The 26,375-nt window shown below is 68.2% G+C and carries 21 protein-coding genes; 7 read left to right on the top strand and 14 right to left on the bottom strand.

Translation table 11 applies throughout. The features are described from left to right. Positions 1 to 53: 53 nt before the first annotated feature. From H4W30_RS07435 to H4W30_RS07415, 5 genes are all read right to left on the bottom strand, one after another. Positions 54 to 1,775 carry a recombinase family protein gene (locus tag H4W30_RS07435; RefSeq protein WP_192742085.1) on the bottom strand — a complete coding sequence of 574 codons (1,722 nt, stop codon included), beginning with the start codon at positions 1,773 to 1,775 and terminating at the stop codon, positions 54 to 56. 245 nt (positions 1,776 to 2,020) lie between these two features. After that, on the bottom strand, positions 2,021 to 2,944 hold the full coding sequence (locus H4W30_RS07430) for a 2Fe-2S iron-sulfur cluster-binding protein (RefSeq protein WP_192742084.1): 924 nt from the start codon (positions 2,942 to 2,944) through the stop codon (positions 2,021 to 2,023). Beyond that, the gene (locus H4W30_RS07425) at positions 2,941 to 4,677 is read right to left on the bottom strand and encodes an NADH-ubiquinone oxidoreductase-F iron-sulfur binding region domain-containing protein (RefSeq protein WP_192742083.1); all 1,737 of its coding nucleotides are present in this window, start codon (positions 4,675 to 4,677) and stop codon (positions 2,941 to 2,943) included. Before H4W30_RS07425 ends, H4W30_RS07430 begins: the two co-directional genes overlap by 4 nt. A gap of 10 nt (positions 4,678 to 4,687) precedes the next feature. Next, a complete protein-coding gene (locus H4W30_RS07420) occupies positions 4,688 to 6,607 on the bottom strand; it encodes a molybdopterin oxidoreductase family protein (RefSeq protein ID WP_192742082.1) in 1,920 nt (639 codons plus the stop codon). Positions 6,608 to 6,620: 13 nt separating this feature from the next. Continuing rightward, a complete protein-coding gene (locus H4W30_RS07415; protein ID WP_192742081.1) occupies positions 6,621 to 7,613 on the bottom strand; it encodes a 2-dehydropantoate 2-reductase in 993 nt (330 codons plus the stop codon). A gap of 417 nt (positions 7,614 to 8,030) precedes the next feature. On the opposite strand from H4W30_RS07415, the gene H4W30_RS07410 reads away from it, so the two are divergent. Next, complete coding sequence (locus H4W30_RS07410) at positions 8,031 to 8,759, top strand: GntR family transcriptional regulator (RefSeq protein ID WP_192742080.1); 729 nt, start codon at positions 8,031 to 8,033, stop codon at positions 8,757 to 8,759. Here H4W30_RS07410 and H4W30_RS07405 read toward each other — a convergent pair. From H4W30_RS07405 to H4W30_RS07390, 4 genes are read right to left on the bottom strand one after another with little or no spacing between them, the layout of a single operon-like run. Beyond that, on the bottom strand, positions 8,756 to 10,138 hold the full coding sequence (locus H4W30_RS07405) for an OFA family MFS transporter (RefSeq protein WP_192742079.1): 1,383 nt from the start codon (positions 10,136 to 10,138) through the stop codon (positions 8,756 to 8,758). The genes H4W30_RS07410 and H4W30_RS07405 overlap by 4 nt on opposite strands. Positions 10,139 to 10,171: 33 nt before the next feature. Then, positions 10,172 to 12,301 carry an acetate--CoA ligase family protein gene (locus H4W30_RS07400; protein ID WP_192742078.1) on the bottom strand — a complete coding sequence of 710 codons (2,130 nt, stop codon included), beginning with the start codon at positions 12,299 to 12,301 and terminating at the stop codon, positions 10,172 to 10,174. A 10-nt stretch (positions 12,302 to 12,311) separates the two neighbouring features. Continuing rightward, entirely contained in the window at positions 12,312 to 13,541 is a 1,230-nt protein-coding gene (frc, locus tag H4W30_RS07395) for a formyl-CoA transferase (protein ID WP_192742077.1), read from the bottom strand. Positions 13,542 to 13,557: 16 nt separating this feature from the next. Continuing rightward, positions 13,558 to 15,297 carry a thiamine pyrophosphate-binding protein gene (locus H4W30_RS07390; protein ID WP_225948809.1) on the bottom strand — a complete coding sequence of 580 codons (1,740 nt, stop codon included), beginning with the start codon at positions 15,295 to 15,297 and terminating at the stop codon, positions 13,558 to 13,560. Positions 15,298 to 15,506: 209 nt separating this feature from the next. Between H4W30_RS07390 and sucC the strand changes: the two genes are divergently transcribed. Further along, positions 15,507 to 16,670, top strand: a complete 1,164-nt coding sequence (gene sucC, locus H4W30_RS07385) for an ADP-forming succinate--CoA ligase subunit beta (protein ID WP_192742076.1) — start codon at positions 15,507 to 15,509, stop codon at positions 16,668 to 16,670. 1 nt (position 16,671) lies between these two features. Continuing rightward, positions 16,672 to 17,562 (top strand): succinate--CoA ligase subunit alpha, encoded by an 891-nt coding sequence (sucD, locus tag H4W30_RS07380; RefSeq protein WP_192742075.1) that lies wholly within the window; start codon positions 16,672 to 16,674, stop codon positions 17,560 to 17,562. A gap of 15 nt (positions 17,563 to 17,577) precedes the next feature. Here the strand turns inward: sucD and fdhD are convergent, their stop codons facing one another. Further along, positions 17,578 to 18,405 carry a formate dehydrogenase accessory sulfurtransferase FdhD gene (gene fdhD, locus H4W30_RS07375; protein ID WP_192742074.1) on the bottom strand — a complete coding sequence of 276 codons (828 nt, stop codon included), beginning with the start codon at positions 18,403 to 18,405 and terminating at the stop codon, positions 17,578 to 17,580. Next, positions 18,405 to 19,736 carry an OFA family MFS transporter gene (locus H4W30_RS07370; protein WP_192742073.1) on the bottom strand — a complete coding sequence of 444 codons (1,332 nt, stop codon included), beginning with the start codon at positions 19,734 to 19,736 and terminating at the stop codon, positions 18,405 to 18,407. Before H4W30_RS07370 ends, fdhD begins: the two co-directional genes overlap by 1 nt. Before the next feature lie 109 nt (positions 19,737 to 19,845). On the opposite strand from H4W30_RS07370, the gene H4W30_RS07365 reads away from it, so the two are divergent. Then, positions 19,846 to 21,000 carry an epoxide hydrolase family protein gene (locus H4W30_RS07365; RefSeq protein ID WP_192742072.1) on the top strand — a complete coding sequence of 385 codons (1,155 nt, stop codon included), beginning with the start codon at positions 19,846 to 19,848 and terminating at the stop codon, positions 20,998 to 21,000. A gap of 45 nt (positions 21,001 to 21,045) precedes the next feature. Further along, positions 21,046 to 21,861, top strand: a complete 816-nt coding sequence (locus tag H4W30_RS07360; protein WP_192742071.1) for a MerR family transcriptional regulator — start codon at positions 21,046 to 21,048, stop codon at positions 21,859 to 21,861. A 69-nt stretch (positions 21,862 to 21,930) separates the two neighbouring features. Here the strand turns inward: H4W30_RS07360 and H4W30_RS07355 are convergent, their stop codons facing one another. Both H4W30_RS07355 and H4W30_RS07350 read right to left on the bottom strand, forming a co-directional pair. Then, a complete protein-coding gene (locus H4W30_RS07355) occupies positions 21,931 to 23,088 on the bottom strand; it encodes an IS30 family transposase (RefSeq protein ID WP_404799861.1) in 1,158 nt (385 codons plus the stop codon). Positions 23,089 to 23,211: 123 nt separating this feature from the next. Next, positions 23,212 to 23,997, bottom strand: a complete 786-nt coding sequence (locus H4W30_RS07350) for an alpha/beta fold hydrolase (RefSeq protein WP_192742070.1) — start codon at positions 23,995 to 23,997, stop codon at positions 23,212 to 23,214. Between the two features lie 51 nt (positions 23,998 to 24,048). On the opposite strand from H4W30_RS07350, the gene H4W30_RS07345 reads away from it, so the two are divergent. Together H4W30_RS07345 and H4W30_RS07340 are read left to right on the top strand one after the other, a co-directional pair. After that, a complete protein-coding gene (locus tag H4W30_RS07345; protein WP_192742069.1) occupies positions 24,049 to 24,615 on the top strand; it encodes a GNAT family N-acetyltransferase in 567 nt (188 codons plus the stop codon). Then, entirely contained in the window at positions 24,612 to 25,238 is a 627-nt protein-coding gene (locus H4W30_RS07340; RefSeq protein WP_192742068.1) for a LysE family translocator, read from the top strand. The genes H4W30_RS07345 and H4W30_RS07340 overlap by 4 nt, the downstream gene beginning before the upstream one ends. Positions 25,239 to 25,261: 23 nt before the next feature. Here H4W30_RS07340 and H4W30_RS07335 read toward each other — a convergent pair whose 3' ends face one another. Next, positions 25,262 to 26,320, bottom strand: a complete 1,059-nt coding sequence (locus tag H4W30_RS07335) for a cobalamin-independent methionine synthase II family protein (RefSeq protein WP_192742067.1) — start codon at positions 26,318 to 26,320, stop codon at positions 25,262 to 25,264. Positions 26,321 to 26,375: the final 55 nt, after the last annotated feature.

Raw genomic sequence — 26,375 nt, 5'->3', positions numbered from 1 at the left:
CAGCACGTGGCCCCGGCATCCTCACAGGATGCCGGGGCCACGCTCTCTTTGTCTCAGCTGACCTCGGCCAGCAGGTCCTCGTCGTCGAACGGCTTGTCCACTCCCGGTATGGATGCCGGGGCGCCCAGCCAGGTCAGCATGATGTCGTCCGGGTTGAACGGTGCGCGCCCTCCCTTGGTGGGCAGCAGGCGGGGAGTGACCACCGCCCGCAGCACCTCCCTCTGTTGCGACAGCGACAGCCCCGCCCACACCGACCTGGCGTCCGCGCCGAGCAGGTCCGCGACAACCGGCGACACTCCGATCTGGCGCACGCGTTCCTCAGCCGCCTCGATCTGAGGCACCAGCTTCGCCTCGATCCGCGACAACCGTTCCGGCCCGATCCCGCCGCTGGCGGCCGAGTCGGTGAACCCGTCCAGCCGGGCGCGCAGCTCCCGCGCGGTCGCTACGGCCTTCGTCAGCTCGTCAGCCTGGTCCTCATACCGGAACAGCTCCCGCGCGTCCTCGGACTCCAGTCGAGTCAGCACCGCCTCCACTACGTAGGCGTCCGTGCGTTCCATGTCCCGCATGAGATGCCCATGGGGACAGCGGTAGCCGGGTCGCGCCCGGTGCAGCGGGGTGGACCGGGTCGGCGTCTCGCAGATCCCGCACAACAGGATCCCGGTCTGCAAGTACTTGACCCGCGTTCCGTCGCGCACCGTACTGCGGCTCGGATCGCCCAGGCGGGCCACTATCAGCGCGCGTTTCCGATCGCTGATGATCGGCTGCCAGACTCCTTTGCCGATGATCTGTTTGCGGAACACCCGCAACCCGGCGATCACAGGGCTGAGCGCGATGTTGCGGACCTTGGAGACATTCCACTCGCCGGGCAGCGGGTGATCCCACTGTTCCCGGTTCATCTGCTGCGCGACCTGCGACGGTGTGTCCTTCCGCGCCCGCACCAGCGCCTCATACGCGGCCTCCTGCTGCGCGGTGGACAGTGAGTCGATGAGCTTCGCCCAGCCGTGCGGGTCCTTCGACAGGTGTTGCAGCTTCTTCACATGATCTGCCCGCCACGCGTGACCGCGAGCGCACGGCACACCCGCTTCGATCAGCTCCCGAACCAGGACCGACGCGTTCGGTTCCTCGATCAGCCGGTCCACGATCGCCTCCGCGATCGGCGCCGTCTCCGGATCAACCTCGCGGTGTGCCTCGCCCGTCCGCTGGTCATAGACGATCCGGTAGCCGTAGCCCAGCGGGCCAGCCCACAGCCCTTCCATTGCGCGGGCCTCGACACCTCGGCGGGTCCGCTTGCGGATCTTCTCCGACTCCCGCTCCGCGTCGACGGCGTCCTCGGCGGTGTCGATCCGGTCGTCCGGATCGTTCATGTCATAGATCCGGTCGTCGTAAGCCCAGTAGCCCCCGACCTTTTCCAGAATGTCGCGCAGCTTGGCGAACACCGACAGGTTCCGCTGAGCCCGGGAGTTCTCCCACGTCCACAGCGTGTTTGCCTGCCCGGTCGACAACAGCCGCAACGCCTCGTTGTAGTCCTGGCGTTCCTCGGTCGCGTACCGCGACCCCGACAGGTTGTTGTCCACCAGGACCGCGACCACGGCGATGCCGTGTTGGGAGCAGAACTTGCGGCCCGTCGCGATCTGCGAGGCCACCGAGACCTTCCGACCCTTGACCGCGTTCGAGGCCCTCGCGTAAATGACCGCGCGCAGCTGCGGATACTCCCCAGAGTCGATTACCTCTGACAGACGGCGACCCGACAGACGGCGAGTCAAAGCTTTCGTCATGAACAAACCCCCAGCAAGCTCGCTGGGCGGCGGTCGCCATTGGACCCCATTTTGTGCACGTCGAGTCTAGCCGACACAGCACGCAACACCAGGGCAGGGACATGATCAGTGGTGGAGTGCTGGACCCGCGTTCCCGCAGGTCCAGCACCCTTTTTGACTTGGGTTCCGTTCATGAGTTTGGGAACCTAAGTTGAAAAGCCGCCAAAGTGGCTTTCGCGGCACGCCACCTGGCGCCGCTCACGACCTCAGCGGTTCTGGACGTGCTGCCAGCCGAAGCGGCCCTTGATGCAGAGGTTCCCGTGGGTCACCGAACTCTCGTGCGGCGAGGTGACCTTGACGATCTCGTTGTCCTGGACATGCAGGGTGAGGTTGCAGCCGACGCCGCAGAAAGTGCAGACGGTGGTCGTCGCGGTCTGCCGCGACTCGTCCCAGGTGCCGTCCTCGCGCTTGTCGTGCTCGCGTTTGAAGCTCAGCGCGCCGGTCGGGCAGACCTCGACACAGTTTCCACAGTAGACACACGCGCTGTCCGGCAGCGGATTCGCGAACTCCGTCGAGATCCGCGCGTCGAAACCCCGCCCCGCCATGGTGATGGCGAAAGTGTTCTGCCATTGCTCGCCGCACGCGTCGACGCACTTGTAGCACTGGATGCATTTCCCGTAGTCGCGGACGTACAGCTCGTTGTCCACTTTGACCGGCTGGCACACCGTCGCCGCCGTGTTCCCGTCCGGGATCTCGTGTTCTCCCGGGCGGCGCTCGTCCCGGTCGTCCGCCGGCGGTGCGGGTGGCCCGAAACGCTCAGGTGCAGCGCCGCTTTCGGCCATCCAGTCCGCGACGCCGGGCGTGGTGGACAGATCCGTCGCCGAACCGAGGAGTTCGAGCACCACCTTGCGGCTGAGCCGCGTCCGATCGGTCTCGGTCCGTACCACCATGCCCGGTTCCGCCTTGCGGGAGCACGACGGCACGAGCGTGCGCGAACCCTCGACCTCCACCATGCACACGCGGCAGGCGTTGGCCGGTTCGAGGGTGTCCCCGTAGCACAGTGTCGGGATTTCCTTGCCCACCGCGGCGCACGCGTCGAGGATCGTGGAGCCTTCCGGAACCCGGGCGACCTCACCGTCCACAGTGAACTCGACGAGCCGACGCGGGAGTCCTATCTCGACAATGGTCACGACTGCTCCTCCAGTGCGCCCAAGCGGTCGATCGCCGACTCGATGGCGTTCCAAGCGGTCTGGCCCAGCCCGCAGATGGACGAATCACGCATCACCTGGCCGACTTCACGCAGCACCACGAGATCGTCTCCGTCCGTACCGAGCTTGCGTCCGCCGACGATCCGGTGCAGCGCCTCCTCCTGCCGCACGGTCCCGATCCGGCACGGCACACACTGCCCGCACGACTCGTCCCGGAAGAACGCCGCGATCCGCAGCAGGAACCCGCCGAGGTCGGCCTGATCGTCCAGCATCAGCACGACACCCGAACCGAGGGTGGTGCCCTCCGCGCGGGCGTCCTCCATGGTCAACGGCAGGGTGGTCTCGTCCGGGCGCACGAAACCACCCGCCGCGCCACCGAGCAGGATCGCCCGGAGTTCGCGGCCCGCCGGCACTCCCCCGGCCAGGTCGATCAGCTCGCCCAGCGTCGTCCCGAACGGCACCTCGTACACACCGGGACGCCGGACGCTGCCGGACAGGCAGAACAGTTTCGGCCCGGAAGAGCGTTCGGTCCCGATACGGCGGTAGGCCGCACCGCCCTCGGTGAGGATGAGCGGGACGTTGACCAGGGTCTCGACGTTGTTCACCACCGTCGGCTTGCCGAACAACCCTTTCTCCACCGGGAACGGCGGTTTGGTCCTCGGCTCGCCGCGGAAGCCTTCGATCGAGTTGAAGATCGCCGTTTCCTCGCCGCAGATGTAGGCGCCCGCGCCCCGTCTGATCTCGATGTCGAACGAGAAACCTCGACGCCCCATGATGTCCTCGCCCAGGAACCCTCGTTCGCGGGCGATGTCGACGGCGTTGCGCAGCACCCTCAGCGCGCGTGGGTACTCGCCGCGAAGATAGACGTAGCCCTTCTGCGCCCCGATGGCGAAAGCGGCGATCGTCATCGCCTCGACCAGCGCGAACGGGTCCCCCTCGATCAGCACGCGATCCTTGAACGTGCCCGGTTCGCTTTCGTCGGCGTTGCAGACGAGATACCGCGTTCGCACCGGTTGCCTGGCGGTGGCGTCCCACTTCCGGCCGGTCGGGAACGCGGCCCCGCCTCGGCCCATCAGCCCCGAGTCGGTCACCTCGCGGATGACCCCGGCCGGCCCGAGCAGCAACGCGTTCCTCAACGCCGCGTACCCACCGGACGCCCGGTAGGCGTCCAGGCTCTCCGGGTCGACGACGCCGACGCGACGCAACAAACGCAGCCCAGGCTCACCTTGCTGGGGCACCGATACCGGCGTTTCGTTCCCTTTGGACGTTCCACTGGCGAAGTCGCCCGGCGTGGCCGGAGCGAGGACTCGGTACTCAGCGGGGTCGCCCGCCTCGAAGTCCAGCGCAGCGGGGGCTCGTTCGCAGACACCCAGGCACGGGCTGCGATGCCAGTCGTGTCCCGCCGCGGCGGCGGCCTCGGACAGCGCCTCCGCGCCGTTGACCCGGCACGCCAGGTCCGTGCAAACGTGGAGAACACGCGGCGGCCGCTCCTTCAGCGAGAACAGCGCGTAGAAGCTGGCCACCCCGTACGCCTCGGCCGGAGGGACGTTCAGCCGTCGGCAGATGTGGTTCAGCGCTCCCTGGCTGATCCAGCCGATCCGGTCGTTCACGGCGTGCAACGCGGGAAGCAGCTGATCGCGGCCTCCGGCGCCGAGCACGTCGACCGCGGCCCGCTCTGCGTCCGTCGGTTCGGCGTTCAGGAAGCGCAGGTCCATTCCGGACTCCTCACACGGTGGCGGACAGCTTCTCCACCCGGATCGCGGCGGCCTTGTACTCGGCCGTGCCCGCGACCGGGCAGGTCGCCTCGATGGTGATGACGTTGACGTCGATCTCGTCCGGGAAGTGGAAGGTCATGAACGCCAGCCCCGGGCGCAGTCCCTCGTCGATCCGGACCGGCGCCTCGATCTCGCCACGACGCGACGAGATCCGCACGACCTCGTCCTCGACGACGCCGAGTGCGGCGGCGTCGGCGCGGCACAGGTCGAGTGTCTCCCCGCGCCGCAGCGGCGAGGGGAAGCCGCCGGACTGGACGCCGGTGTTGTAGGAGTCCAGCCGCCTGCCGGTGGTCAGCCGGATCGGGAAGTCGTCGGTGAGCAGATCCACCGGCGGGCTGTGTGCGATCACGGTGAACGGCGCCGGGCGGCCGCGTTTCGCCGGATCCTCCTCCCAGAGGCGGCCGTGCAGGAAGGTCGGCTCGAGTTCGTCCTCGCGGTAGCACGGCCATTGGATGCCGCCGAGCTCCTCCAACCGCGCGTAGCTCATGCCCGCGTGCATCGGTGACAGCGTCCGGAGCTCGTTCCAGACGTCTTCGCCACCCTCGTAGTTCCAGTCGTGGCCCAGGCGCCGGGCCAGCTCGCACAGCAACCGGATGTCGTCGCGAGCACCCTCCGGCGGTTCGAGCGCCTTGCGGACGCGCTGGACCCGGCGTTCGCTGTTGGTGAAGGTGCCGTCGGATTCGCACCAGGCCGCCGAAGCCGGCAGCACGACGTCGGCCAGGCGCGCGGTCTTGGTGAGGAAGATGTCCTGCACCACCAGATGCTCCACATTGGACAGACGTTTGATCGTGTGCTCGCAGTCCGCCTCCGACTGCACCGGGTTCTCCCCGATGATGTAGACGCAGGTCAGCTCCCCGCGCTCCATCGCGTCGAGCATCTGGGTGAGGTTGAGGCCCTTGCGCGGCGGGATGGCCGAGCCCCACGCCGCGTCGAACTTCGCCCTGACGTCCGCGTCGAGGATGTTCTGGAATCCGGGCAGCCGGTCCGGGATCGCGCCCATGTCCCCGCCGCCCTGGACGTTGTTCTGCCCGCGCAACGGGTTCAGCCCGGCGCCGTACCTGCCGACGTGCCCGGCTAGCAGCGCGAGATTGATCAGGGACAGCACGTTGTCCGTGCCGTTGTGGTGTTCGGTGATCCCGAGCGTCCACGACAGCTGCCCGCGATCCGCGCGGGCGTAGGTGTGCGCGAGTTCGCGGATCAGCTCGGCCGGGACGCCGGTGACCTCCTCGGCGGCCTCGAGTGTCCAGGGTTCGACGGAGGCGGCGAACTCGGCGAACCCCTCGGTGGCACGTTCGATGAACGCGGTGTTGGCCAGTCCGGAGTGGATGATCTCGCGGGCGACCGCGTGCGCCAGCGGGATGTCCGTGCCGACGTGCAACTGGAGCTGCCGGTGTGCCCAGCTCGCGGTGCTGGTCCGGCGCGGGTCGATGACGAACAGTTTGGCCCCGCGGTGGACGGCCTTGAGCACGTGCTGGAAGAAGATCGGATGCGCCTCGCGCGGATTGCCGCCCCAGACGACGATGACGTCGGCGTCCTCGATCTCCTGGTACGACGACGTCCCGCCGCCGCTGTCGAACACCCGCGCCAGCCCGGCGACACTCGGCGCATGACAGGTGCGGTTGCACGAGTCGACGTTGTTCGTGCCGATCACCGCGCGCGTGAACTTCTGCGCCACGTAGTTCATCTCGTTGGTCGCCCTGGCACACGAGAACATGCCGAAGGCCTCGGGCCCCTTGGCTTCGAGCGTGCGCCGGAACCCGGCGGCGGCGCGCTCCAGCGCCTCCTCCCAGTTCGCCAGGCGCAACTCGCCCGAATCGCGGACCAATGGCTGAGTGAGGCGGACATACGGTTCGGTGTTCTTGCGCTTCATCGGTCCCTCCGATTCAGTGCGCTCCGACGGGAACGGCGTTCACGGTCTGGTCGAGCAGGCCGATCGCCGCGTGGACGTGCCGCAGCGCCGGTGCGGGCACGCCGGTCAGCTCCGAAAGCTCGACGACGGCGCCGATGATCGCGTCGATCTCCAGCGGCTTGCCCGCTTCGAGGTCCTGAAGCATCGACGTCTTGTGGTGGCCGACGCGCCAGGCACCGTCGATGCGTTTCTCGACGGACACCTTCGGGTCGGAGCCGGCGGCGCGGGCGATCGCGAGGGTCTCGTTCATCATCGCGGCGACGAGCTCCCTGGTTTCCGGGTGCTCGCAGATCTGGACCATGGTCGCCCTGGTCAGCGCGCTGAGCGGGTTGAAGGCGACGTTGCCCATGAGCTTGACCCAGATCTCGTCGCGCAGGTCGAGTTCGACCGGCGCCTTCAACCCGCCCGCGATCATCGCGTCGGCGAGCGTCGCACACCGGGACGAAACGCCGCCTTTGGGCTCGCCCAAAGCGAACCGGGTCCCTTCGAGATGGCGGATCACGCCGGGTTCCTCGATCACCGTCGAGCAGTAGACGACGCAGCCGATCGCGCGGCGCAGTTCGAGGACCTCGCTGACCGCGCCGCCGGGGTCGACCGTCTCGATGCGCCGGTTTTCCAGCGGATGCCCGGTGAGACCGTGGAAGTACCACCACGGGATCCCGTTCTGCGCGGCCACGATCGCGGTGTCGTCGCCCAGCAACGGCGCGATCAGCGGTCCGCAGGAGGCGTACGAATTCGCCTTCAGGCCGAGGAAGACGAAATCGACGGGACCGACTTGCGCCGGATCGTCGGTGACGTGAGGCCGGGCGGTGAAGTTCCCGCGCGGGCTGAGCACCCGCACGCCGTGCGCGCGCATCGCGTCGCCGTGCGCCCGTCTCGCGATGAGGTGGACCTCCGCCCCGCCTCGGTGCAGCGCGGCCCCGGCGTACGCGCCGATCGCCCCCGCACCCAGAACAGCGACCTTCATACATGCCTCCTGCTCACCCGAAGACCAGATTGCATACAGTATCCTGTAGATGGTCGCCGCGCCAAGACCCGCCGCGTTTCGTCCTCTGAATGCACCCCGGACGCGCGTGCACCAAGCCGGGTCTCGCGTGCTTCAACGCGTAACTCGCGTGCTTGAGCGCGTAACTCGCGTGCTTGAGGGTGTAACTCGCGTGCTTGAGCCGCAACTCACGGCGCGATGCGACCCTCAGCGTGTTACGCATCCAATCACGCGAGTTGCGCCTCCAATCACGCGAGTTCGCCGCCCGATCACGCGAGTTACGCCCCCGGACACGCGAGTCACCGCATTCAGAGGACGAAATGCGGGCCGAAGGAGGAATGTCGGGATTTTGCATACCAAAACCTGTATCCTGAACCGGACGAGTCATCCGGAGGTCCTGTGAGCCAGCCCGTTTCACCCCTTCCCGACCGCGGCCCCACCGGCCGCAGGACGAAGGGCACGCTCAACCCGGCGACGGCCAAACGCGTCGAGCGGCCCGCTCCCCTGCGCCAGGTCGTCTACGACGCACTCGCGGAGCTGATCATCAACCGGACGCTCGAACCCGGTCAGCACCTGGTCGAGGCGGACCTCGCCGAATACCTGGGTGTCAGCAGGCAGCCCGTCCGGGAGGCGTTGCAGCGACTGCAGAGCGAAGGCTGGGTCGACCTCCGCCCCGCGCAGGGCGCCTTCGTGCACATGCCCACCGACGAGGAAGCCGACCAGCTGCTCAGCGTGCGCACCGTCCTGGAGGCGCACTCCGCCCGTCTCGCCGCCGACAGGGCCGGCGAGGAGGACGTCGAGCGTTTGTGGGAACTGCAGAAGACCGGGCTGGAGGCGCTGGCCGCCGACGACACCGAAGGCCTCGTCGCGGCCAACGCCGCGCTCCACGCGTTCATCACCGAGCTGTCCGGTAACACGGTCCTCGCCGAAATGATCGGCATGGTCGATCGCCGGGTCCGCTGGTACTACACGCCGATCGCCCGTCCTCGCAGCCACGACGCCTGGCAGGAACACGAGGAACTGATCAAGGCCATCGCCGCCGGTGACGCCGTCGCCGCCGAAAAGATCATGAACCAGCACACCGAGCGCACCCGGCAGGCCTTCCACGAACGTCCGAAGGAGGACTAAGCCGGGTTCAGCTCCTGCTCACGCCGCGGAGTGCGCGTGCGCGAACGCCCCGGTTGGCGCAGCAGGAGACTGAGCGCGGCCGCGAACAGACTCGTCGCGCCGGCGAGGAAGAACGCGCCGCCGTAGCCCCAAGCCACCACGACCATCGCCCCGACGCCGGAGCCGACCAGGCCCGAGATCAGCTTCGAGCTGTACACCAGGCCGTAGTTGCTGGCGTTGTTGTTCTCGCCGTAGAAGTCCGCCGTCATCGCCGCGAACAGTGGGAAGATCGCGCCGCCGCCGAAACCGGAGATCATCGACGCGAGCAGGAACAGCGGCATGCTGCCGATCGAACCGGACAGGTACACGGCGAACTGGGCGAGGCCCAGCACCACGCAGACCATGAACAACGTCTGCCGTCGCCCGTAGCGGTCGGAGATCCAGCCGATCACGCCGCGCCCGGTGCCGTTGATGATCGCCTTCAGGCTCATCGCGAGCGCGACGATGCCGCCAGCGAAGCCCATCTCGTTGCCGAACGGGACCTGCATCGCGATGCCGAAGATGTTCACCCCGGCCGTGCACAGCAGGCAGAACCACATCAGCGGCAGCATCCCGGTCCGGAGGGCTTCCTTCGGCGTGTACTGCCGGACCGCCGGCGGGTTCTTCTGCAGGGACCGGCGGACCCGCGGGTCGTCGGACACCTTCAGCGGGTCCACATGCGACGGCCACCAGTTCTTCGGCGGGTCCTTGAAGAAGAAGCCGCTGACCGCGACGGTCGCCGTCAGGAAGAGGCCGACCACGAGCAGGACGCCCGAAAAGTTGGAAAGGTCCATATAGGACGTGAAGATGAAGATGAAGGGCACCGAACCGTAGGCGAAGCCGCCGTTGACGAATCCGGTCTTCCCGCCCCTGCGCTCCGGGTACCACTTCCCCACCATGTTCACGCAGGTCGCGTAGACCAGGCCGGCCCCGCCACCGCCGAAGAAGCCGAAGCCCAGATACGCCCAGAACTCACTGGGCGCGTACGCGAGGGCCAGGTAGGACAAAAGGGTGCCTGTCGCGCCCAGCAGCATCGCCGCTTTGGCGGGCAACGTCCCGTTCTCCCGCATCTTCCCGGCGGGGAAGGCGACGATCGCCTGGAAGAACACCCAGACCCCGAGCAACCAGAAGATGGTCGCCCCGTGCCAGCCGTGCGCACCCGCCAGCGTCTCCTCCGCCGACGTGAACGCGTATTCCGAGGAACTGATGGCCATCATGGCGATCCAGGGCAGGATCACCATCGTCCATCGTGGACGGCCCATGATGTCGCGATCGGTTTCGCCGACGCGATAGATCCGGCCGTTCGAATCGATTACTTCCTTGTACGCTCCGGGTGGTTGTGCCGCGGTCGATGACGTCATTGTCATTCTCCTTGGTCGGGTTGGTCCGGAAAGTCAGCCGAGCAGTCCCGCTGAACGGGCCCAGCGATACTTCGCGCCGAGCACGGCGACCGGTTTCTCCGTCGTGTACGGATAGGCCACGACGCCGTGCTCGTACAGGAAATCGCTGGCCTGTTCGACCTCGACATCGCCTGCCAGCGAGGCGACGACGGGCTTGTGGATCCCTTTCGCGCGATATTCGGATACGACTTCCGAAACGAGTTCCGCGAAGATCATCGGCGGGGTGACGATAGTATGCCAATAGCCGAGGATCAAGGCGTGGATTCGCTCTTCCGCCAAACCGAGCGCGATCGTGTTCCGGTAGGTGGCAGGTGGTTCGCCGCCGGTTATATCCACCGGATTGCCCGCCGCACCGAACGGCGGGATGAATTCCCGGAACGAAGCGTCGAGATCGGGCGGGATCTCCATCAGGTTCAGCCCGTTGTCCACGCAGGCGTCGGAAAGCAGGACTCCGGAGCCGCCCGCGCCCGTGATGATGACGACGTTCTCGCCCTGGGGCGTCGGGAGAAGCGGGATGCCGCGCGCGTACTCCAGCAGATCGTTGAGCCCGGGCGCCCGGATGACCCCGCTCTGACGCAGGATGTCGTCGTAGACCTTGTCGTCGCCGGCGAGCGCCCCGGTGTGCGAGCCCGCCGCTTTCGCACCTTCGGAGGTACGGCCCGCTTTGAGCACGACGACCGGTTTCCGCGCCGAAACCCGTTTCGCCGTTTCCGCGAAGGATCGTCCGTCTTTGAGATCTTCGAGATGCATCGCGATCAGGTCGGTGTTTTCGTCCTGCTCGAAGAAAGTGAGCAGATCGTCCTCGTCGATATCGGCCTTGTTGCCGACGCCGACGATCGAGGAGACGCCCATTTTCGCCGACCGGCTGAACCCGAGGATCGCCATCCCGATGCCGCCGCTCTGCGAGGAAAGCGCGACCCCGCCCTTGACGTCGTACGGCGTGCAGAACGTCGCCGACAGATTCTCGGGCGTGTAGTAGTAGCCGTAGATGTTGGGGCCGAGGATCCGGACCCCGTGCTCCCGCGCGATCGCGACGACCTGATCCTGCAGTTCGATATTGCCCGTCTCGCCGAACCCGGACGGGATGAGGATCGCCCCGGCCACCCCCTTCCGGCCCGCTTCCTCCAGCGCGGCGGGCACGAACTTGGCGGGGATGGCGAACACCGCGACGTCGACGTCCCCCGGCACCTCGGAGATGCTCGCGTAGGCCTTGCGGTGGAGGATCTCGGCGGCTTTGGGGTTGATGGGGTGGATCTCGCCCGCGAACCCGCCGTCGACCAGATTCTTCATCACCGAATTGCCGATCTTGCCCGTCTCGGCGGAGGCGCCGATGACGGCGATCGACGCCGGCTTCATGATCCGGGTCATCGACGCCAGGATCTCCTCCTGGCTGAACCGCACGGGCTCCCGCGCCGCTTCGGGGTCCACCAGGATCCGGACGTCGACGGCGGTGGCGCCGCCGGGGGTGGCCAGCACCGGGTTGAGGTCGACCTCGGCCAGTTGCGGGAAGTCGGTGACCAGGGCGCCGACACGGGTGAGCACGTCGGCCAGCGCGTCCCTGTTCACCGGCTCCGCACCGCGGACGCCGCGCAGGATCTCGGCGGCCGCGATGCCGTCGATCATCGAGAACGCCTGGTCGCGGTCGAGTGGGGCGAGCCGGAACGTGACGTCCTTGAGCACCTCGACCAGTACCCCGCCGAGCCCGAAGGCGACGATCTTGCCGAAGGTGGGGTCCGTGGTGGCGCCGATGATCACCTCGTGCCCGCCGCTGAGCATCCGCTGCACCTGGACGCCGGTGATCTCGGCGTCGGCGTCGTACGCCCCGGCATTGGCGACGACGGCCCGGAAACCGTCCGCCACCGCGTCCGCCGTCGCCAGGCCGACCAGCACGCCGCCGGCCTCGGTCTTGTGCAGGATGTCCGGCGAGACGATCTTCAGCACCACCGGGAGGCCGATCTCCTCCGCCTGCGCGACGGCCTCCTCCGCGGTGGTGGCAAGCCGTTCCGCCGGCGTCGGGATTCCGTACGCCTCGCACACCTGGCGGCCTTCCGGCGCGGTGAGCGACGCGCGTCCCTCGGCGGCGACCTTCTCGAGGATCTTCTCGACGATCTCTTTGTCTGCCATGAAGGTCTCCTCAGATCACGCCGGCCGCGCGCAGCCGGTCCAGGTCGTCCTCGCCGTAGCCGAGTTCGCCGAAGACCTCGGCGTTGTGCTCACCGAGCAGGGGCGAGCGCTCGACCTCGACCGGCGAATCCGACAGCTTCAACGGGCAGCCCACGGTCTTGAAGGCACCTCGTTCGGGATGGTCGACCTCGACGACCGAGCCCAGTTCGGCCAGCGTGGCGTCCTCGGCGAGTTCCTTGGTGGACAGGATCGGGCCGCAGGGGACGTTGTGGGCGTTGAGCGCCTCCATCACCTCCCACTTGGTGTGCTTCTCGGTCCATTCCTCGATCATCCCGAACGCCTTGTCCAGTTTGGACAGTCGCGCTTCAGGGGTGGCCCAGTCCGGGTCCTCGGCGAGTTCGGGCTTCCCGATCAGCCGGGTGATCGGCGCCCAGCCGACCGGCTGGATGATCACGTAGATGTAGTCGTTCGGCCCGCCCGGCGCGCATTTCACCGCCCAGCCCGGTTGCCCGCCGCCGGACGCGTTGCCCGAACGCGGGACCTCGTCGCCGAAGACGTCGTTCGGGTACTCGCCGAGCGGACCGTGCGCCAGCCGTTGCTGGTCACGAAGCTTGACGCGGCACAGATTCAGCACGGCGTCCTGCATCGCGACCTGGACCCGTTGCCCGCGGCCGGTGTTCGTCCGCTGGTACAGCGCGGCCAGGATCGCGGCGACCAGGTGGATCCCGGTGCCCGAATCACCGATCTGGGCGCCGGTCGCGGTGGGCGGGCCGTCCTCGAAACCGGTGGTGCTCATCGCCCCGCCCATCGCCTGCGCGATGACCTCGTAGGCCTTGAAATCCGCGTACCGGCCGGGGCCGAACCCCTTGATGGAGGCGTAGATCAGCCGCGGGTTCAGCTCCGCGAGCCGGTCCCAGGGGTACCCGAAGCGGTCGACCACTCCGGGGCCGAAGTTCTCGACCAGTACGTCCACACTGGACACTAGCTGCTCGAAGACCTGCTTTCCCTGCTCGCTCTTCATGTTCAGGGTGATGCTGCGCTTGTTGGCGTTGAGCATGGTGAAGTAGAGACTGTCCACCCCGGGCAGGTCCCTGAGCTGGCCGCGGGTGATGTCGCCGCGACCGGGTGTCTCCAGTTTGATCACGTCCGCGCCGAGCCAGGCCAGGATCTGCGTGGACGAAGGTCCTGATTGGACATGCGTCATGTCGAGGACGCGGACGCCGTCGAGTGCCTTTCCCATCGGTGATCCCTCCCGGCTACTTGTACATGGTCTGGTTCATGGTTCCCGGCGCGTAGACGTCCGGGTCGATCCAAACGTTGATCAGCGACGGCTTTCCGGACTCGCGGGCGCGCAGCAAAGCGGGCCCGATGTCCGCGGGGTCGCGTACCGCCTCGCCGTGCCCGCCGAGCATCCGGGCGAACTCGTCGTAGGGGACGTCGCCGAGCGTGTTGCCGACGCGTTCCCGGCCGAGGCCGTACTTCGCCGCCTGGCCGTAGCGGATCTGGTTCATCGAGGAGTTGTTGCCGACGATCCCGACGAACGGCAGGTTGAACCGCACCAGGGTTTCGAAGTCCCATCCGGTCAGGCTGAACGCGCCGTCGCCGAAGAGCGCGACGACCTCCTTTTCCGGCCGTGCGTGCTTCGCGGCGAGGACGAACGGGATCCCCACGCCGAGGGTCCCGAGCGGGCCGGGGTCCATCCAGTGCCCCGGCGCCTTCGGCTGGACGACCTGCCCGGAGAAGGTCACGATGTCGCCGCCGTCGCCGATGTAGAGCGAGTCCTCGGTGAGGAACTCGTTGATCTCGTGCACCAGCCGGTACGGGTGGATCGGGCTCGCGTCGGAATGCTGAAACGGCAGGCGCTTCTGCTTCGCCTTCGCCTCGACGTCCTGGAGTTCCTCGAGCCAGACCTTGCGCGCCACGGCGCCGTTGTCGACCCGGCCGGTGGCCGCCTCCGCGACCGCGGCGAGCACCTGACCCGCGTCGCCGACGATGCCGAGATCGACGTCCCGGTTCTTCCCGACGGTGCGGTAGTCGAGATCGATCTGCACGACGGTCGCGTCCGGCGAGAGCCGTTTGCCATAACCCATGCGGAAGTCGAACGGGGTGCCGACGATGACGATCACGTCGGCGTTGTCGAACGCGTACCGGCGAGAGAGCTGGAAGTGGTGCGGGTCGCCGGGCGGCAGCGTGCCGCGCCCGGCACCGTTCATGTAGGCCGGGATGTTCAGCCCGCGCACCAACTCGGTCGCCGGGCCGGTGGCGCGGGTAGTCCACACCTGGCTGCCGAGCAGGATGGCCGGCTTCCTCGAATGGACGAGGAGGTCGGCCAGTTTCTCGATGTCGGCCGGGTCGCCGGCGTTGCGGGTGGACGCGCGGTACCGGCCTTCGGCGGGGATCCTCGCCTTCTCCACCGGCACCTTCGCGTCGAGGACGTCGCGGGGGATCTCCAGAAAGGACGGACCGGGCGCGCCGTGGTAGCACTCGCGGAAGGCCATCGAGACCAGGTCCGCCACCCGCGCGGTGTGCGGGACGGTCGCGGAGAACTTGGTGATCGGCGCCATCATGTCGACGTGCGGCAGATCCTGCAGTGAGCCCATTTTGTGCTGGGTCAACGCACCCTGCCCGCCGATGAGCAGCATCGGGCTCTCCGCGCGCAGGGCGTTCGCGACACCGGTGACGGCGTCCGTCGTTCCCGGTCCCGCGGTGACGACGGCGCAACCGGGGCGGCCGGTGATCCGCGCGTAGCCGTCGGCCGCGTGCGCCGCGACCTGCTCGTGCCGGACGTCGATGACCTCGATGCCCTCGTCGACGCAGCCGTCGTAGATGTCGATGATATGGCCGCCGCACAACGTGAAGATCGTGTCGACACCCTCCGCCTTGAGCGCCTTGGCCACCAGGTGGCCCCCGGAGATCAGCTCCGGGGCGGGTTCGGAACCGTTGGTGGTGGCCTTCGTCGCGGTGTCCCCCGCAGCGGTGCCGGTCGTTGGCGACATCGTTCAACTCCTCCATCTCGCACGCCGGACCTCTCTGATCCGTGCGCTCGTTTCCGGTTCTGCTCCGTCCGCCGGCCCCTGATCGAAGTCCCTGGCAGCGGCAGACTGTAGATTGCATACCGTATGAGGTAGGCATATAGTTACTCTTCGAACGCTCCGGTGTCCAGGGCCGCAAGCAGGTTTCCTCTCCCTTCGCGAAAGGACTTCGCGTGGACCTTTTCGAGCACGAGGCACGAGATCTCTTCGAGCGGCACCACGTCCCGGTCCCCCGGGGGAAGGTCGCCGTCACCCCGGAAGAGGCCAGGGCGATCGCCGTCGAGCTGGGCGGATCCGTCGTGGTCAAGGCCCAGGTGAAGACCGGCGGACGAGGCAAGGCCGGCGGCGTGAAGGTGGTCCACTCCCCCGACGACGCCGAGCAGGCGGCCGAAGACATCCTCGGCATGGACATCAAGGGGCACCGCGTACACGAGGTGCTCGTCACCGAAGCGAGCGCGATCGCCGAGGAGTACTACCTCTCGTTCCTGCTCGACCGCGCCGAACGGACGTTCCTCGCGATGGCCTCGGCCGAAGGCGGGATGGACATCGAGACGGTGGCGGCCGCGAAACCCGAGGCCCTGACACGGATCCCGGTCGATCCGCGGACCGGCGTGGACCGCGCTTCGGCGCGCCGGATCGTCGAAACGGCCGGGTTGCCCGAGACCGCGGCCGACGCCGTCGTCGCACTGTGGAACGTCTTCGTCGCGGAAGACGCGACGCTGGTGGAGGTCAACCCGCTGGTGCAGACCACGGTGGGGACGGTCGTCGCGGTCGACGGGAAGGTCACCCTCGATGCCAACGCCGCGTTCCGGCACCCGGCCCACGCCGACTTCGTGGACTCGCCGGACGAGGATCCGCTCGAACGCCGTGCCCGCGAGGCCGGGCTCAACTACGTCAAACTCGACGGCGACATCGGCGTGATCGGCAACGGCGCCGGACTGGTGATGTCCACATTGGACGTCGTCGCGGCCGCGGCGGTGGACGCAGGGGCCGTCGGGCCCGCGAACTTCCTCGACATCGGTGGCGGCGCGTCGGCGGAGATCATGGCGGCCGGGCTCGGCGTCATCCTCGGCGACCCGCAGGTGCGCAGCGTCTTCGTCAACGTCTTCGGCGGGATCACCGCGTGCGATGCCGTCGCCGACGGCATCGTGCGCGCGCTCGCCCAGCTCGGCGACCGTGCCGCCAAACCCATCGTGGTACGGCTCGATGGCAACAACGTCGCCGAGGGCAGGCGGATCCTCGTTGAGGCCGCGCATCCGCTGGTGACCCTGGCGGACACGATGGACGACGCCGCGGGCGCGGCGGCGAAACTGGCGGCCGCGGAACCGGAGGCCTGAAATGGCGATCTTCCTCGACGAACACAGCAGGATCGTCGTCGCCGGCATGACCGGCGCCGAAGGCCGCAAACACACCGCGCGCATGCTGGCCGCGGGAACGAACGTCGTCGGCGGGATCAACCCGCGCAAGGCCGGGCAGGAGATCTCGCTCGGTGGGCGCGTCCTGCCGGTGTTCGGCGATACCGCGGAAGCCGTCGCCGCGACCGGCGCGGACGTGTCGGTGCTGTTCGTGCCGCCGCCCGCGGTGAAGGACGCCGTCCTCGAAGCCGTGGACGCCGGAATCGGGCTGGCGGTCGTCATCACCGAGGGTGTCCCGGTGCACGACGCGGCCACTTTCTGGGCCCATGCCAAGGGAAGCGCGACCCGCGTAATCGGGCCGAACTGTCCCGGCGTGATCAGCCCCGGCCGGTCCAACGCCGGGATCATCCCGGACGGGATCACGAAACCCGGCCGGATCGGGCTGGTCTCGAAATCCGGCACGCTGACTTATCAGCTGATGCACGAACTGCGCGACCACGGTTTCTCGACCTGTGTCGGCATCGGCGGTGACCCGATCATCGGCACCACGCATATCGACGTCGTCGAGGAGTTCGAAAAGGACCCCGAGACCGACGTGATCGTGCTGGTCGGCGAGATCGGCGGCGACGCGGAAGAACGCGCGGCCGAGTACGTCCGGGCGAGGGTGAGCAAACCCGTCGTCGGCTACATCGCCGGGTTCACCGCGCCGGCGGGGAAGACGATGGGGCACGCCGGCGCGATCGTGTCCGGGTCGAGCGGCACCGCCGAGGCGAAGAAGAAAGCACTCGAAGCGGCAGGCATCCCGGTCGGCCGCACCCCCAGCGAGACGGCGGCGCTCGTGCGGGAAGTCCTCGTGAGTGGTCAGGACGGTTAGAACCGTCCTGACCACTCACGAGAACCCGAGGCGGTCCGGGCGGGTGTACACGTTCATGGAGGTGCCCCGCAGGAAGCCCACCAGGGTCAGGCCCAGCTCCGCGGCGAGGTCCACCGCCAGTGACGACGGCGCGGAAACCGCCGCCATCAGCGGGATCCCGGCCATCACCGCCTTCTGCACCAGTTCGAACGACGCCCGCCCACTGACCATCAGCACCGTCCCGGACAACGGCAGTCTCCCGTCGCGCGCCGCCCAGCCGACCACCTTGTCGACGGCGTTGTGCCTGCCGACGTCCTCCCGCAGGCACAACAGTTCCCCGTCGGCGCTGAACAACCCGGCCGCGTGGAGCCCGCCGGTGCGGTCGAAGACCAGCTGTGCCGTCCGGAGCCTGCCCGGCAGTTCGGCCACTGTGGACGGTGTGATCGCCAGATCGTCGCCGTCCACCGGCCAGGTCGCGGTGGTCCGTACGGCGTCGAGGCTCGCCTTTCCGCACAAGCCGCACGAAGACGTGGTGTAGAAGTTCCGCTCCAGCGAGGCGTCGGGCGGAGCCACGCCGTCGGCGAGGACGACGTCCAGCACGTTGTAGGTATTGGCACCGTCGGTGGTCGCGCCCGCGCAGTAGCGGATCGAGTGGATGTCCTTCGCGGACCGCGAAACCCCTTCGCCGACGAGAAATCCGGCGGCGAGGTCGAAGTCGTGCCCTGGGGTCCGCATCGTGATCGTCAACGGCTTCCCGCCGACGCGGATCTCCAATGGCTCTTCGACGGTCAGCGTGTCCGGGCGGGCACCCGGCACACCTTCGACGACGCGGACGACGCGCCGCCTGGTGGTCACCCGGCCCATCAGCGGATCACCGGCAGCAACGACTTCGGCCGACCCGGCTGGGAAAGCCGTCCGCCGAGCAGAGCGCCGAGGACGCTGAGCGCGCCCGCCACCGCGAAAGCGCCGAGATACCCGTGCGTGGACACGACGAACACGGCCAGACCGACTCCGAGCAACGCCCCGACGGCCTTGGCGCTGTACAGCACCCCGAAGTTCTGCAGCGCCGACTCCTCACCGAAATAGTCGCGGACCAGCGACACCAGCAGCGAGTAGCAGCTCCCGTTCCCGAGCCCCGCCAGCGCGGCACCCGCCACGAGTCCCACCGCGTGATCGCCCGAGTAGAGCAGCACGAACTGGGCGATCCCGCCGGTAGCCAATGCCAGCCGCAGGATCCGGCGCCTGCCGAGCCGATCGGACAATCCGCCGAGCAGGACGCGTCCCGCACCGGTCACCCCGGCGAGCACCGCGAGCGCGACGGCGGCGAGTTCCGGCCCGCCTCCCTGCGCCGCCACGAAAGTCGCGAGGTAGGCGACGTCGAAGAGGAGGACCGCGGCGGCCAGTACGACGATGAGGTACATCGCCACCGCGGTCGGACAGCGGAGCACCTCACCCGGCCGGTACTCGCGCAGGGCGGGCCGGTTCACCGCGACCCCGCGGTTGCGCACCTTGTCGGCCGCCCACGCCCGCGGATCCGGCCGCTCCGGCCACCACCGGGACGGCGGATCGCGCAGCAGGACCGCGGTGCCCGCGATCATCATGAGCACGGCCACCGCGACGACGTCCAGTATCGGACGGCGGTTGGCCTCCGACAGCCAGAACCCCGCCACCAGCACGAAAAGCACGCTGCCGTAGGCGAAAGCGCCGCTTACCGCGCCCACCCGCGCCGGCACGCGATCGGGGAACCAGTTCATCACCGTGCCGACGCAGGTCGCGTAGACGACACCCGTCCCGATCCCGCCGAGCACCGAGTAGCCGATGAACATCGCGGCCAGGTTGTTCGCGTGCCCCAGGGTGAACATCCCGGTGGCACAAAGCACTCCGCCGGCGATCACCGCGACGGCGGGCGGGAACATCCCCCGGTCACGCAGGCGGGCGACCGGGTACACCACGCATGCCTGGCACACCGTCCAGAGCGCGAATGAGGCGATCACCTCGGGGAACGTCCAGCCGTAGGTGTCCATCAGGACCGGCGCGACGACGCCGAAGCCGTATTGCTGGATACCGGCGGCGAACATCGCGGTCCAGCCGAGCCAGAGCATCCACGACCGGGGCCTGCCGATCAGGTCCACGTCGCTTTCGCCGACGCGATACCGGCGGCCGTAGTGGTCTCGCAGGATTCGAGGATCGGGCATGGGTCCCACCCCGCTCACGGCAGATTGTATACAGTATGTAGTTTGGTTATAGCACTCGGGCGGCCGGAAGTCCACGAATTGTCGTACCCCTTCGTTAGCGTCAGCCGGCATGGACAGCACGCCGTTCCAAGCCCGGATCCCGGAGGCCGACCTCGAAGACCTCCGTGATCGGCTCCGCCGTGCCCGCTGGCCCGAAGACGAGACCGTCGACGACTGGTCGCAGGGCGTACCCGCCCCCTACCTGCGTGAACTGTGCGCCTATTGGGCGGAGGCCTACGACTGGCGGGCAGCCGAGTCGCGGCTCAACGCGTTCCCCCAGTTCCGGACCGAGATCGACGGACTCGGCATCCACTATCTGCACGTCCGCTCCCCGCACCAGGACGCGCTGCCGCTGGTCCTCACCCATGGCTGGCCGGGTTCGGTCTTCGAGTTCCTCGACGTGCTCGGTCCGCTCACCGATCCGGTCGCCCACGGCGGGGACGCGGCGGACGCCTTCCACGTCGTCGTCCCGTCCCTGCCGGGGTACGGCTTCAGCGACAAACCCGCGCGGGCCGGCTGGTCGATCCAGCGCATCGCCGACGCGTGGATCCGCCTCATGGAGGGGCTGGGATACGAGCGCTACGGCGCCCAAGGCGGCGACTGGGGCACCAGCATCACCACGCTCATGGGCCGGACGGCGCCCGAACGGCTTGCCGGGATCCATCTCAATCCACCGCTGGCGGCGCCGGACCCGGCGACGTTCGGCGAGCTGACCGAATCCGAACGGAAATCGCTCGCCGACCTCGAACGAGCCAAGGCCGACGGCTCGGGCTACGCGATCCAGCAGGCGACGAGGCCGCAGACGATCGGCTACGCGCTGGCCGACTCGCCGGTCGCGCTGTGCGCGTGGATCGTCGAGAAGTTCCAGTCGTGGACGGATTGCGACGGCCATCCGGAGAACGCGCTGAGCCGCGACGCGATGCTCGACGACATCACGCTCTACTGGCTGACGGGCACCGGCGCCTCGTCCGCCCGGCTGTACTGGGAGAGTTTCGCCGAGGTGTCGAGCTGGTTCGCCGAGTCCACTGTGGACACCATCACCGTGCCGACCGGCTGTTCGATCTTCCCGCGCGAGACGCCGCGTCCGTCCCGCCGCTGGGCGGAGCGCCGCTTCACCGACATCCGGTACTGGAACGAACTCGACCGGGGCGGCCACTTCGCGGCGTTCGAACAGCCCGACGTGTTCACCGAGGAGGTGCGGTCGTTCTTCCGGCTCGTGCGGTGACCGCTTGACTGTGACACCGTGTCAGGCTGTGCGCTGGGAGGCGTCATGTTCAGTATCGGAGATTTCGCCAAACACGGCCGGGTGTCGGTCCGGATGCTGCGTCACTACGACGCCATCGGGCTGCTGCGCCCCGCCCACGTCGACCCGTTCAGCGGCTACCGGTCCTACAGCGGCGAGCAGCTGGCCCGGCTCAACCGGGTGATCGCGCTCAAGGATCTCGGCTTCACCCTCACCCAGGTGCAGGAGATCCTCGACGCGGACATCGGCGCGGACGAATTGCGCGGCATGCTGCGGCTGCGCCGCGCCGAACTCGAAGCGGCCATCGAGGCCGACGAGGCGCGGCTCAAGGCCGTCGAAGCGAGGCTCCGGTCGATCGAAAGCGAGGGAACCATGCCTTCCGAAGACGTCGTCGTCAAAAGCCTGCCCGCGGTGCGCGTCGCCGAACTGACCGGGACGGCGAGCGGTTACGTGAACGACGAGATCGGACCTGTCGTCCAAGGGCTCTACAAGGAACTGTTCGGCGCGCTCGGCCCGATCACGCCGTCCGGGCCGCTGATCGCCTACTACGAAGACGACGCCGACGCCGAACGGGTGCTGATCCACGCCGCGGTCCCGATCTCGGCCGAAACCGATGGCACCGAAGGATTCTCGACGGTCCGCCTCGCCGAAGTCGCGACCGCGGCGACGATCCTGCACCGCGGTTCGATGGAGACCGTGCTCCCCAGCTACCAGGCATTGGCGAAGTGGGTCGACGCCCACGGGTACCGCGCGAGCGGCCCGGCGCGGGAGTTCTACCTCGAATGCCCGGAGGACGGGGACCACTGGGTCACCGAGCTGCAGCAGCCGATCACCAAGGCCTGACCGTCATGAGTCGATGAGCGGTGCCGCGAAAGCCAGGCGGATTCATGCGGTGGTCGCAACGTGCTCTGTTTAGGACAGTAGCGTGGTGAGTTTTTCGAGTGGGGTGTGCCAGTCCAGTGTTTTGCGGGGGCGGCTGTTGAGTCGTGCGGCGACTGCGGTGAGGTGTTCTGCGGTGTGCTGGTGCAGGTTGGTCCCTTTGGGGAAGTACTGGCGAAGCAGGCCGTTGGTGTTCTCGTTCGTCCCGCGTTGCCATGGGGAGTGCGGGTCGCAGAAGTAGATGGCCAGGTCGGTGGCGAGGGTGATGTCGGCGTGACGGGCCATCTCGTTGCCCCGGTCCCAGGTCAGTGACCGCCGCAACTGGTGCGGGAGGGTCTGGATCGCGTCGATCATCGCGTCCCGGACCTGGATCGCGTCGTGGCCGTGGGGCAGGTGCAGCAGTATGACGAACCGAGTGGAGCGTTCCACGAGGGTGCCGATCGCGGACTTGTTACCGGCACCGGTGATCAGGTCGCCTTCCCAATGCCCCGGGACTGCCCGGTCCTCGGCTTCGGCCGGCCGTTCGCTGATCTCGACGAGATCAGGGATCCGCGACCGTCGTGCCTGTGCTTGCTTGCGCGGGCGGCGCAGTGCCCGTCCTGTCCGCAAACACGCGGTGAGCTCGCGGCGCAGCGCTCCCCGGCTCTGCACATACAAGGACTGGTAGATCGTCTCGTGTGACACTCGCATCTCCGGCCGGTCGGGGAACTCCATCGCCAGCCTGGCTGTGATCTGCCCCGGAGACCACTCCTGCAGCAACCGCGCCTGCACATGATCCCGCAACTCGCGATTACCGGCCTCGGCCAGCTTCGCGGTCTTCGGCCGCCGGGCCCGATCCCGCGCCGCCGACTCCGCCCGATGCGCTCGATACCCGCCCCGGCCACCATTGTTCGTCACCTCCCGGCTGATCGTCGACGGGGCCCTGCCCAGCTGCCGAGCGATCTCCCGATACGACAGACCCCCGGACAGACCACGAGAAATCTCCTCCCGCTCAGCCACACTCAGATAGCGCTCACCCAACGAGCCAGGTGCGTTCCCGATCACCCCGCCAGCCTGCGCGAACCACCGCCGCCCGGTCTCGTGCGACACATCCACCAAACGGGCGGCAGGCTTAGGCAGACACCCCGCCCGCACCGCATCCCAGAACCGCACCCGCACCACACGCGGCAACACCAACCCACCAGCCACCACAACTCCCAGCTCACGAAGGATGTTGCAACGACCCCATGAATCCGCCCCACTTTCGGGACACCACACGTCCCGAAAGTGGCTTTCGCGACCCGTTCGCCCGCCTCTGCTGCGGAAAAGTCCCCTTCACCCCGAACAATGCGGGGCGGTCAGGAACTCGGTCACGGCAGAACGGAACTCGTCCGGCGCCTCCAGCCACGGCACATGCCCGACGTCGGCGAACCGCACCCGCCGCACCGACGGCAGAGCCCGCTCCAAGGAGTCGACGGCCCACCGGGGCCGGTTGTCAGCCATCCCGTCCACGATCAGCGTCGGCACCCGCAGCGACTCGCAGGCCGAGACCAGCTCCCGCTCCGGCACGGTCCGCATCTCCTCGCTGAGCGCCGCGTTCGCCTCGTAGTTCACCGGGAACCAAGGTGTCGCCATCGCTTCGGCATGGCGTGCACCGCCGGTCACGAAATCGGCCGTCCACTGCCAGATCGCGCGTTCGCGCCCGTCGTCGCGAGGCTTCTCCCCCGCCACCCGCTCGAAGTTCCGCTTGAACTCCGCGTGCCACTCGTGACCGAGCCCGACGCCCGACACGTACACGAGTGCGCTCACCCGTTCCGGTCGCGCGAGCGCGTAGAGGAGACCGAGATGCGCACCCCACGAATGCCCGAGAACCGGGACGCGGTCGAGGCCGTGCCACTCGCGGACGGCGTCGACGTCGGCGATCATCCGTTCGAGGGTGTACGGGCCACGCGCTTCCGAACGCCCGGCACCGCGCTGATCCCACCGGATCAACCGGAAACGCGGTCCGAGATCGAGGGTGCCGAACATGTCCCACAGACCGGGGCCGCCGTGACAGCACAGGATCGGTTCGCCCCGGCCGGTCGCCGAGGTCCACAGCTCGCAGCCGTCGTCGGTGATCATCACATGATTATCCGGTAGGCGGCGCCGCGGCCGTTGGCTATCTTCCGCGACATGACGACGTACACGCCTCCGCAGCGGACGGCCACCCTCGCCGACGCTCCCGCCATCGCGGCGCTGATGCGGGCCTCGGTGCTGGAGTTGTTCCCCCGGTTCTACGACGAACGGCAGACCGCGAGCGCCGCGGACCACATCGCGCGCCTCGACCTCCGGTTGATCGAAGACGGCACCTACTTCGTGCACGAGGCGGACGGCGAGATCGTCGCCTGCGGGGGCTGGAGCAGACGCAACAAGACCCACGCGGGCGCCGGCGACGCGTCGGACGACGACCGTCCGCTCGACCCGGCCACCGAACCCGCACGCGTGCGCGCCATGTTCGTCCGCGGCGACTGGACGCGCCGCGGTCTCGGGCGCGCGATCCTCGAGTCCTGTCGTCTCGCCGCGAAGGCCGAGGGCTTCACCTCGCTGACCCTGACGGCGACCCTGCCCGGTGTCCCGCTGTACCGGTCGTTCGGCTTCACCGAAGTCGAACGGGTGACCGTCACGACGCCCGACGGCGTCGACGTACCGGGCGCCGTGATGGCCAGGGACATCGACGAGCCGGATAGCATCCGGACATGATCTCCGGGGCCACCGCACTCTCGTTCGTCCTGATCTGCCTGCTCGGCGCGATGGCACCGGGCCCGGATTTCCTGGTGGTGACCCGCAGCGCGATCCTCGGCGGGCGCAAGGCCGGGATCGCCGCCGGACTCGGGATCGCGCTCGGCGTCTTCGTCTGGGTGGTCGCGATCGCGCTCGGGGTCGCCGCGATCCTCACCGCGTCGGCCATCGCCTTCACCGTGGTGAAGCTGATCGGCGCCGCGTACCTGATCTTCCTCGGTGTCAAGGCGTGGCTGGCGGTGCGCCGCGGCGACTACAGCGAACTCAAGGACAAGGTCGCGCCGGACGTCGCGCCCAAGGAGGCGTTCCGGCAGGGATTGCTCACCAACCTGTTCAACCCGAAGGTCGCGATGTTCTTCCTCGCGCTGATCCCCCAGTTCCTCCCCCATTCGGCCTCGACCGCGCAAACCCTGCAGCTGGCCGTGCTGGCCACCACGGTCGCCGTCGTCTGGACCTTCGTCCTGGCGACGCTGGTCGGTTCGCTGCGGAGGTTCTTCGGCTCCGGCAGGGTGCGTCGCACGATGGACGCGGTGATGGGCACCTTCCTGGTCGGCCTCGGCATCCGGGTCGCGGTGCAGAACTGACCGAAGGCGCCCATCACCCGGCGTCAGAGGGATTCGGCGGCGAGGCGCGTACCCTCGACGCGGGCCGCGATCTTGGCGAACGCGATCTCCCGCGACGTCGAGGTGTCGTCGGCGAACGGTGAGAAACCACAGTCGTCACAGGTGCCCAGGCGGTCCGGCGGGATGTACCGCGCCGCCTGGAGGACCCTGTCCCGTACCTCTTCGGCGGTTTCGACGCGCGGGTCGATCGGGTCGGTCACGCCCACGAAGACCCGCTGCTCCGGGCGGGCGTGCTCGGCGATCACCTGCAGTGCCCGCTCCGGATCCGGCTCGCTGGCCAGCTGGACGTAGACGTTGCCCACCTTCAACCGGAACAACGTCGGCAGCAGCCCGGCGTAGTCGACGTCCAGGCTGTGCACTGAGTCCTGGTCCCCACCAGGGCAGGTGTGCACGCCGATCTTCTTCCGCTCCTCCTCCGAGAACCGGTCCAATACGGTGTTGTTCAAGTCCACAAAGGACTTCAGCAGGCCGCCGGACGGATCGAGCTTCAATGACAGGCGGCCTTCGGTGAAGTCGATCTGGACGCTGTCCGCGCCCGCGTCGAGGCTGCGGCGGATGTCGGTCTCGGCCTCGTTCACCAGGTCGGCGATGAACCGTTCCTTGTCGTATCCGGCCAATTCTTCACCGGGATAGACGAGACTGATCGCCGAAGCCGCGATCACCGCCTGCTTCACCGGCCGGGTCGCGTACTTCTTGGCCTCATGCAGATAGCTGTCGGCGTAGGTCTGATAGCGGAACGGCCCGCCGGTCAGCCTCGGAAGCTGTCGGGTGTGCCCGTCGGCGAACGGGATGACGACACCGTCCGAAGCCAGCGAAGTGAGGCCCGCCAAGGGATACGTGGCGAAACTCGGCTTGCCCTGTTCGCCGTCGGTGATGACCGGCGAGCCGGTCGCCTCGAGCCGTTCGATGGTCTCCACGAGAGCTTTTTCCTGCGACTCGCCGAGTCCGTCGGCGTCGAGCCGTCCCGCCGCGTGCTCACCGAGCGCTTCGATGAGATAACCAGGACGGGGAATACTGCCGATCGGTTCGGTGGGGATGGTCATCGCGCGCGTCCTCCCAGATGGTGCACCGCGGCCGCCCTGGCCACAAGCGTGGAAA

Source organism: Amycolatopsis roodepoortensis (genome assembly GCF_014873915.1).
GTDB classification, from domain to species: domain Bacteria; phylum Actinomycetota; class Actinomycetes; order Mycobacteriales; family Pseudonocardiaceae; genus Amycolatopsis; species Amycolatopsis roodepoortensis.
The sequence above is the reverse complement of the archived record's forward strand: the minus strand, read 5'-3'. Positions and strand labels throughout refer to the sequence as shown.

What these genes read in the sequence shown, in the direction of transcription:
- H4W30_RS07340 (WP_192742068.1), top strand. Translation starts at nt 24,612, where the DNA reads ATGATCTCCGGGGCCACCGCACTCTCGTTCGTCCTGATCTGCCTGCTC.
- H4W30_RS07435 (WP_192742085.1), bottom strand. Translation starts at nt 1,775, where the DNA reads ATGACGAAAGCTTTGACTCGCCGTCTGTCGGGTCGCCGTCTGTCAGAG.
- fdhD (WP_192742074.1), bottom strand. Translation starts at nt 18,405, where the DNA reads ATGGGCCGGGTGACCACCAGGCGGCGCGTCGTCCGCGTCGTCGAAGGT.
- H4W30_RS07405 (WP_192742079.1), bottom strand. Translation starts at nt 10,138, where the DNA reads ATGACGTCATCGACCGCGGCACAACCACCCGGAGCGTACAAGGAAGTA.
- H4W30_RS07345 (WP_192742069.1), top strand. Translation starts at nt 24,049, where the DNA reads ATGACGACGTACACGCCTCCGCAGCGGACGGCCACCCTCGCCGACGCT.
- frc (WP_192742077.1), bottom strand. Translation starts at nt 13,541, where the DNA reads ATGGGAAAGGCACTCGACGGCGTCCGCGTCCTCGACATGACGCATGTC.
- H4W30_RS07420 (WP_192742082.1), bottom strand. Translation starts at nt 6,607, where the DNA reads ATGAAGCGCAAGAACACCGAACCGTATGTCCGCCTCACTCAGCCATTG.
- H4W30_RS07390 (WP_225948809.1), bottom strand. Translation starts at nt 15,297, where the DNA reads ATGTCGCCAACGACCGGCACCGCTGCGGGGGACACCGCGACGAAGGCC.
- H4W30_RS07415 (WP_192742081.1), bottom strand. Translation starts at nt 7,613, where the DNA reads ATGAAGGTCGCTGTTCTGGGTGCGGGGGCGATCGGCGCGTACGCCGGG.
- H4W30_RS07370 (WP_192742073.1), bottom strand. Translation starts at nt 19,736, where the DNA reads ATGCCCGATCCTCGAATCCTGCGAGACCACTACGGCCGCCGGTATCGC.
- H4W30_RS07365 (WP_192742072.1), top strand. Translation starts at nt 19,846, where the DNA reads ATGGACAGCACGCCGTTCCAAGCCCGGATCCCGGAGGCCGACCTCGAA.
- H4W30_RS07335 (WP_192742067.1), bottom strand. Translation starts at nt 26,320, where the DNA reads ATGACCATCCCCACCGAACCGATCGGCAGTATTCCCCGTCCTGGTTAT.
- sucD (WP_192742075.1), top strand. Translation starts at nt 16,672, where the DNA reads ATGGCGATCTTCCTCGACGAACACAGCAGGATCGTCGTCGCCGGCATG.
- H4W30_RS07425 (WP_192742083.1), bottom strand. Translation starts at nt 4,677, where the DNA reads ATGGACCTGCGCTTCCTGAACGCCGAACCGACGGACGCAGAGCGGGCC.
- H4W30_RS07400 (WP_192742078.1), bottom strand. Translation starts at nt 12,301, where the DNA reads ATGGCAGACAAAGAGATCGTCGAGAAGATCCTCGAGAAGGTCGCCGCC.
- H4W30_RS07350 (WP_192742070.1), bottom strand. Translation starts at nt 23,997, where the DNA reads ATGATCACCGACGACGGCTGCGAGCTGTGGACCTCGGCGACCGGCCGG.
- H4W30_RS07360 (WP_192742071.1), top strand. Translation starts at nt 21,046, where the DNA reads ATGTTCAGTATCGGAGATTTCGCCAAACACGGCCGGGTGTCGGTCCGG.